General features: G+C 70.5%; 10 protein-coding genes. 7 read left to right on the forward strand and 3 right to left on the reverse strand.

Annotated features, from left to right (window positions below):
• From NX801_RS30400 to NX801_RS30420, 5 genes are all read left to right on the forward strand, one after another.
• A partial coding sequence (locus NX801_RS30400) for a carbohydrate kinase family protein (protein WP_258791194.1) occupies positions 1-643 on the forward strand: 643 nt, incomplete at its 5' end.
• Positions 644-857: 214 nt separating this feature from the next.
• Positions 858-3,029 carry a PhoH family protein gene (locus tag NX801_RS30405; protein ID WP_258791195.1) on the forward strand — a complete coding sequence of 724 codons (2,172 nt, stop codon included), beginning with the start codon at positions 858-860 and terminating at the stop codon, positions 3,027-3,029.
• A gap of 13 nt (positions 3,030-3,042) precedes the next feature.
• Positions 3,043-3,540 carry an rRNA maturation RNase YbeY gene (ybeY, locus tag NX801_RS30410; protein WP_258791196.1) on the forward strand — a complete coding sequence of 166 codons (498 nt, stop codon included), beginning with the start codon at positions 3,043-3,045 and terminating at the stop codon, positions 3,538-3,540.
• On the forward strand, positions 3,537-4,847 hold the full coding sequence (locus NX801_RS30415; protein WP_258791197.1) for a hemolysin family protein: 1,311 nt from the start codon (positions 3,537-3,539) through the stop codon (positions 4,845-4,847). Before ybeY ends, NX801_RS30415 begins: the two co-directional genes overlap by 4 nt.
• A complete protein-coding gene (locus tag NX801_RS30420) occupies positions 4,844-5,200 on the forward strand; it encodes an MmcQ/YjbR family DNA-binding protein (RefSeq protein ID WP_258791198.1) in 357 nt (118 codons plus the stop codon). The genes NX801_RS30415 and NX801_RS30420 overlap by 4 nt, the downstream gene beginning before the upstream one ends.
• A 12-nt stretch (positions 5,201-5,212) precedes the next feature.
• On the opposite strand, the gene NX801_RS30425 is transcribed toward NX801_RS30420, so the two are convergent.
• From NX801_RS30425 to NX801_RS30435, 3 genes are read right to left on the reverse strand one after another with little or no spacing between them, the layout of a single operon-like run.
• Positions 5,213-5,419 (reverse strand): DUF397 domain-containing protein, encoded by a 207-nt coding sequence (locus NX801_RS30425; protein ID WP_258791199.1) that lies wholly within the window; start codon positions 5,417-5,419, stop codon positions 5,213-5,215.
• A 14-nt stretch (positions 5,420-5,433) separates the two neighbouring features.
• A complete protein-coding gene (locus NX801_RS30430) occupies positions 5,434-5,643 on the reverse strand; it encodes a DUF397 domain-containing protein (RefSeq protein ID WP_258791200.1) in 210 nt (69 codons plus the stop codon).
• Positions 5,640-6,482: a helix-turn-helix domain-containing protein gene (locus NX801_RS30435; RefSeq protein ID WP_428986275.1), complete on the reverse strand. Its 843-nt coding sequence runs from the start codon at positions 6,480-6,482 to the stop codon at positions 5,640-5,642. Before NX801_RS30435 ends, NX801_RS30430 begins: the two co-directional genes overlap by 4 nt.
• Before the next feature lie 158 nt (positions 6,483-6,640).
• On the opposite strand from NX801_RS30435, the gene NX801_RS30440 reads away from it, so the two are divergent.
• Both NX801_RS30440 and NX801_RS30445 read left to right on the forward strand, forming a co-directional pair.
• Entirely contained in the window at positions 6,641-6,829 is a 189-nt protein-coding gene (locus NX801_RS30440) for a hypothetical protein (RefSeq protein ID WP_309505938.1), read from the forward strand.
• 47 nt (positions 6,830-6,876) lie between these two features.
• Positions 6,877-7,197, forward strand: coding sequence for a hypothetical protein (locus NX801_RS30445; protein WP_258791202.1), 321 nt, complete (start codon positions 6,877-6,879; stop codon positions 7,195-7,197).
• Positions 7,198-7,209 lie beyond the last annotated feature (12 nt).

Genomic DNA, 7,209 nt, shown 5'->3' on the forward strand with positions numbered 1-7,209 from the left:
CGCCGTCGCCTCCCTCGTGCCCGGCCGCCGCGAGGAGTGGGTGGCCAGGGCCGCCCGGGCCGGCACCCGGGTCTTCGGGGACACCGGCTGGGACGAGACCGGCCGCTGGGACCTGGCCGCCCTGCCGGACCTGGAGCACTGCGAGGCGTTCCTGCCCAACGCCGAGGAGGCGATGCGCTACACCCGCACCTCCTGTCCGCGCGCCGCCGCCCGGGCACTGGCCGAGAAGGTGCCGCTCGCCGTGGTGACGCTCGGCGCGGAGGGCGCGTACGCGGTGGACGGGGCGACCGGCGAGACCGCCGAGGTCCCCGCCATCGAGGTCGCCGCCCTGGACCCGACCGGCGCCGGGGACGTCTTCGTGGCCGGGTTCGTCACCGGCACCCTGGCCGGCTGGCCGCTCACCGACCGGCTGGCCTTCGCCGGGCTCACCGCCGCCCTCTCGGTCCAGGAGTTCGGCGGCTCCCTCTCCGCACCCGGTTGGGCCGAGGTCGCCGCCTGGTGGAAGTACGTCCGGGAGTGCCCCGACCAGGACCCCGAGGCGCTCCGCCGCTACGCCTTCCTCTGCCCCCTGCTCCCCGCCCCCGTCCGCCCCTGGCCCCTCCGCCGCGCCGTCCCCACCATCGGCTTCCGCCACCCCGTGTGACCCCCGGCGGCCACCGTGTGCCCCTCGCGCCCTCCCGCGCCTCCGCCCGTCCCTGCGCCCCGGCCGACCGTCGGTGCCGGCCCCCGGAGGCGAACGAGCGCCCCGAGAGAAACGAGTGCCCTAACAAACAGGCGGGACGTACGCTGGAGAGTCGAGGCTGTCGACAGGCGGCAGCCCCGCTACGGGAGGTGTGCGCAGGCCCGAGTGCCGGCCCATGACTCAGACACCCACAGACCGGACCAGCACGCCGCAGCGCCCCGCCCGGGACGAGGTGAGGGCCCAGTTCACCGTCCCGGCCAAGCACCCGATGGTGACGGTGCTCGGCTCCGGTGACTCCCTGCTGCGCGTGATAGAGAACGCGTTCCCGGCCGTCGACATCCACGTCCGGGGCAATGAGGTGAGCGCGGTGGGGGACGCCGGTGAGGTGGCCCTCGTCCAGCGCTTGTTCGATCAGATGATGCTGGTGCTCCGCACCGGGCAGCCGATGACGGAGGACGCGGTGGAACGCTCGATCGCCATGCTGAGGGCGAGCGAGGACGGTACGGCCGAGGCGGGGCAGGAGACCCCGGCCGAGGTGCTCACGCAGAACATTCTCTCCAACCGGGGCCGCACGATCCGCCCCAAGACGCTCAACCAGAAGCGCTATGTCGACGCCATCGACAAGCACACCGTCGTCTTCGGCATCGGCCCCGCCGGTACCGGCAAGACCTATCTGGCCATGGCCAAGGCGGTGCAGGCGCTCCAGTCGAAGCAGGTCACCCGGATCATCCTGACCCGGCCCGCCGTGGAGGCGGGGGAGCGGCTCGGCTTCCTGCCCGGCACGCTCTACGAGAAGATCGACCCCTATCTGCGGCCGCTCTACGACGCCCTGCACGACATGCTCGACCCCGACTCGATCCCCCGTCTGATGGCCGCCGGCACCATCGAGGTCGCCCCCCTGGCCTACATGCGTGGGCGCGCGCAACCGGTGTTCACCCCGGTCCTCACTCCGGACGGCTGGCGTCCCATCGGTGAGCTCCAGGTCGGTGACCTGGTCGTCGGGTCGAACGGCGAGCCGACGCCCGTGCTCGGTGTCTACCCGCAGGGCGAGAAGGACATCTACCGCCTCAGCGCCCAGGACGGCTCCTGGACCCTGTGCTGCGGAGAGCACCTGTGGACGGTCCGGACCGCCGCCGACAAGCGCCGCGACAAGCCCTGGCGGGTCCTGGAGACCCAGGAGATGATCGGCGAGCTGCGCGCCGCCCATGCCCGCCGGTACGAGCTGCCGCTGCTCACCGCGCCGGTCCAGATGCCCGCGCGCGCGGTGCCGATAGACCCGTACGCCCTGGGACTCCTGCTGGGCGACGGCTGCCTGACCGGATCGACCACCCCGTCGTTCTCCACCGAGGATGAGGAGCTGGCCCGCGCCCTGGAGGCGGCACTGCCCGGTGTCGTGGTCCGGCACCGGAGCGGCCCGGACTACGTCCTGAACAGGGTGAAGGTGCCCGGCTCCCCGGTCACCACCGCCAACCCGGTGACCGCCATCGCCCGGGAGCTGGACCTGCTGGGGGTCCGGTCGCACTCCAAGTCCGTCCCGGAGACGTATCTGCACAACTCCGAGGACGTACGTCTCGCGGTGCTCCAGGGCCTGCTGGACTCCGACGGCGGCCCGGTCACCCAGTCGGGGCGCACCTGCCGAGTGCAGTACTCGACGGCCTCGATCCTGCTGCGGGACGACGTCATCGCGCTGGTCCGCTCGCTGGGCGGGGTGGCGTACACCCGGCGTCGCCTGGCTGCGGGACGCGAGCGGGGGACTGCCCTCGGGCGCCACGTGTACGACACGCATGTCGTGGACATCCGTCTGCCGGAAGGCGTCGAGCCCTTCCGCCTGGAGCGCAAGAAGCAGCGCTATCTCGCGGCGGGCGGGGGCGGGCGCCCGATGCGGTTCGTCGACTCGATCGAACCGGCGGGCCGTGAGGAGACCGTCTGCATCCAGGTGGCCGCCGAGGACTCGCTGTACGTCACCCAGGACTACCTGTTGACGCACAACACGCTCAATGACGCCTTCATCATTCTGGACGAGGCGCAGAACACCAATCCCGAGCAGATGAAGATGTTCCTCACCCGGCTCGGCTTCGACTCGAAGATCGTCATCACCGGTGACGTGACCCAGGTCGACCTGCCGAACGGCACCAGGAGCGGGCTGCGCCAGGTGCAGGAGATCCTGGACGGCGTGGAGGACGTGCACTTCTCGCGGCTCACCTCGCAGGATGTCGTCCGGCACAAGCTCGTCGGCCGTATCGTCGACGCGTACGAGAAGTACGACAACCAGAACGACACCAACGCGAACCGCGACACCAGGCACACCAGAAACAGCGACGGCAAAACCAGCCGCGACGGGAAGTAGACACCACAGCACCATGTCGATCGACGTCAACAACGAGTCGGGCACGGAGGTCGACGAGCAGGCGCTGCTCGACATCGCCCGCTACGCGCTGACCCGCATGCGCATCCACCCGCTCTCCGAGCTCTCCGTCATCGTGGTGGACGAGGAGGCGATGGAGCAGCTGCACATCCAGTGGATGGACCTGCCGGGCCCCACCGACGTCATGTCCTTCCCGATGGACGAGCTGCGCCCGCCGTCCAAGGACGACGAGGAGCCCCCGCAGGGTCTCCTGGGGGACATCGTGCTCTGCCCGGCGGTCGCCGCCCGGCAGGGCGCGGAGGCGCCGACGCGGCACACCATGGACGAGGAGCTCCAACTGCTCACCGTCCACGGTGTGCTGCACCTGCTCGGGTACGACCACGAGGAGCCGGACGAGAAGGCCGAGATGTTCGGCCTCCAGGCGGCCATCGTGGACGGCTGGCGCGCCGAGCAGGGCCTCACCGGCCCGTCCCCGGCGCCCACCCTGTCATGAGCGCGCAGCTGATCCTCGGCGTGGTGGCGCTGGTCGTCGTCGGCTGGTTCGCCGCCTGCGCCGAGGCCGGCCTCGCCCGGGTGACCAGCTTCCGGGCCGCCGAGGCGGTCCGGGCCGGGCGGCGCGGGTCCGACCGCCTCGCCCGGGTCGCCGCCGACCAGACCCGCTACCTCAATGTGGCGCTGCTGGTCCGGGTGGCCTGCGAGATGGCCGCCGGGGTGCTGGTCACCTACGCCTGCCTCGCGCAGTTCGACCGCACCTGGGTGGCGCTGCTGGTCGCGGTGGGGGTGATGGTGCTCGTCTCGTACGTCGCCGTCGGCGTCTCGCCGCGCACCATCGGCATCCAGCACCCGCTGAACACCGCCACCGCCGCCGCGTACGTGCTGCTGCCGCTGGCCAGGATCATGGGGCCGATCCCGCCCCTGCTGATCCTCGTCGGCAACGCCCTCACCCCCGGCAAGGGCTTCCGCAAGGGTCCGTTCGCCTCCGAGGCGGAGCTGCGGGCCATGGTGGACTTCGCCGAGCAGGAGCAGCTGATCGAGGACGAGGAGCGCCGGATGGTGCACTCGGTCTTCGAGCTGGGCGACACCCTGGTCCGCGAGGTGATGGTGCCGCGCACCGACGTGGTCTCCATCGAGCGCTGGAAGACCGTGCGGCAGGCGCTCACCCTGGCCCTGCGCTCCGGCTTCTCCCGCATCCCGGTGACCGGGGAGAACGAGGACGACGTGGTCGGGATCGTCTACCTCAAGGATCTCGTCCGCAAGACCCACATCAACCGGGACGCCGAGGCCGATCTGGTCTCCACCGCGATGCGCGCCGCCGCCTTCGTCCCGGACACCAAGAACGCCGGTGACCTGCTCCGCGAGATGCAGCAGGAGCGCAACCACTGCGCGGTGGTCATCGACGAGTACGGCGGCACCGCCGGGATCGTCACCATCGAGGACATCCTGGAGGAGATCGTCGGGGAGATCACCGACGAGTACGACCGCGAGCTGCCGCCCGTCCAGGAGCTGGACGAGGGCCGCTACCGGGTCACCGCCCGGCTCGACATCGGGGACCTGGGCAAGCTGTTCGGGCTTGACGAGTACGACGACGAGGACGTGGAGACCGTCGGCGGACTGCTCGCCAAGCAGCTCGGCCGGGTGCCGATCGCCGGGGCCACCGCCGTGGTGGAGCTGCCGGACGGCCGCTCGCTGCGGCTCACCGCCGAGTCCCCGGCCGGCCGCCGCAACAAGATCGTCACCGTCCTGGCCGAGCCGGAGGCCGAGCGCCGGACCGAACACGCGGAAGAGGGTGCCCGGACATGACCCCCGAGCGGCTGCGGGCGTTCTGCCTGGACTTCAACGACGCGGTGGAGGACTTCCCGTTCACCCCGGAGACCTCGGTCTTCAAGGTCGCCGGGAAACTCTTCGCCCTCTCCGCGCTGGGCGCCCGCCCGCTCACCGTCAACCTCAAGTGCGAGCCGGAGAACGCGGTACGACTCCGCGCCGAGCACCCCGGTCGGATCGTCCCCGGGTATCACATGAACAAGCGGCACTGGAACACCGTCCAGGTGACTGAGCTCCCGGACCGTCTGGTCCGGGAGCTCATCGAGGACTCGTACGACCTCGTCGTCGCCGGTCTGCCCCGGGCTCGGCGTCTCCGCCTCGACCGGGGCTAGACCGTCCACGGATCAGCCGGCGCCGAACTCCCCGTCCCTGACGCCCGCCACGAAGGACGAGAACGCCGTGGCCGCGAGACTCAGGACTGGACCACCGCGGTCCTTGGAGTCGCGGACGGGGACGACGCCATGCGCGCCGACGAGGTTGACGGCGACTTCGACACAAGCGCCGCCGTTCTGGCTGTACGAGGATGTGAACCAACGGGGTGTTTCGGTCATCGCGAAACTCCCTTTCAGTGGGTGCCGAGCTCTCCTGCCTTGACACCCACCACGAAAGACGAGAACGCGGCGGCCCGGAAGCCCAGAACCGGACCATCCGAGACCTTGGAGTCCCGCACCGGCACCGTGCCGTGCGAGGCGACCAGGTTGCCGGCCACCTCGACGCACTGACCACCATTGGCGCTGTACGAGGACTTGAACCAGCGGGGGGAATCGTTCTTCACGTGGTGCCCTTTCGCAACTTCCTGATGTAGTCGACGGATTCCGTCGGGGACAGCGCGTGGCGCTGTAGCTGATGGTAGGCCGTCAGCAGGGGCATCACATACGCACTGTCGCGTTCGAGATGACCACGATCGGCGGACTCGGCGTACAGCACCAGCGAGCGGTCCGGCAGCGTCAGCAGCGTGATCGGCAGGTTGAGCGGCCGACGATCCCCCATGGAGAACGGCGCCACCTGAAGCACCGCGTTGGGCTGCTCCGCGAACTCCAACAGCCGGTCGTACTGCCGCCTCATCACCTCGGGTCCGCCCATCGGCCGCAGCAGACACCCCTCGTCCAGCACGGCGAAGACGTGCGGCGCCGGCGCCCGCTTCAGCGCCTCCTGCCGCTCCTCCACCAGTCTGATCCGCTCCTCGGCCTGCTCGCGCGTGATGGCCCCCCGCTTGACCTCGCTCTCGGCATTCGCCGTCGCGTACTCCACCGTCTGCAGCAATCCGGGGATGACACCGACCTCATAGAGCCGGATTTCCACCGCCTCACCCTCGTGCTCGATGAACTGCGGAAAGCCCGCCAGCAGGCCCGCGTTGCGCACCTTCTCATAGGCGCGTTCGAACTCGTCTCCGGTTCCGAAGGCCACATCGGCCCGGCGGGCGACTTGAAGAGTTGGTTTCTTGCGGCCGGTTTCGAGGGCCGAAATATGCTGGGCGGAATATGCCATCCGCCTACCCGTCTCCTCCTGGCTCCAGCCCTGCGCCAACCGGTGCCTGCGCAGACGCGCTCCCCAGTTGGCCTCGGGGGAGGCGTCGGGGTCCAGCTCCTTGACGTTCACCACGGGGATCACCAAGCCCTTCCTCCGGCGACAACACGTTGAAGCGATTTCGACGCTACGTCACTCTGAACTCGCTTGGTAGTGGATTCACTACAAAGAGGAGCGAAATGCGTGGCGAGTATGTGCCAACCAATGGCCAAAGCCCTCAACTCCCTGCCCTGGGAGCCTTGGTGGTGGACCTGGTCCAGGACCGGGTGGGGGAATTCCGGGGCGAGGAGAGCGGTATCTGGTTCCTGCGGCCGATGGGCGGCGGGACCGAGTGGACCGCCGACCCCGCCGACGTACGGCCGGCCGACCCGGAGCAGCGCATAAGGGCCAAGACGGCCCGCGCCAACGCCCGTTCGCGGGGTGAGGTGCTGTGAGGGCCCACCGCCCGAGTGGCCGCCCGGGGGCCCTCCGCCGCTTACGGTTGCCGCGCCGCCGGTGGCCGCTGCGCCGCCGGGCCCGGGTCCGCGCCGCGCTGGCCGCCAACCTCGCCGCGTACTGCCGGGACAACGACATCGACCTGCTGGCCCGCATCCTCGCGGACCCCGATGCCGACTCCGACTCCGTTACGCCCCCCGGCCGTTGGGAAGGAGCCCGGCTCCGGCTGGTCGACCTCCGCGACCAACTCCACTACCACCGGGCGCGGCTGCGGATGTCGGTCCGCTGGTGGTGCACCCCGCCCGCCCGGCGCCGGGAGATCGAACGCGCGGCGGAGGCCCAGTTGTCCCGCCTCCCGCCGATATGAGCGAGGGCCGTC

Origin of the sequence: Streptomyces pyxinae (assembly GCF_024756275.1) — a bacterium.
In the GTDB taxonomy this organism is placed as follows: domain Bacteria; phylum Actinomycetota; class Actinomycetes; order Streptomycetales; family Streptomycetaceae; genus Streptomyces; species Streptomyces pyxinae.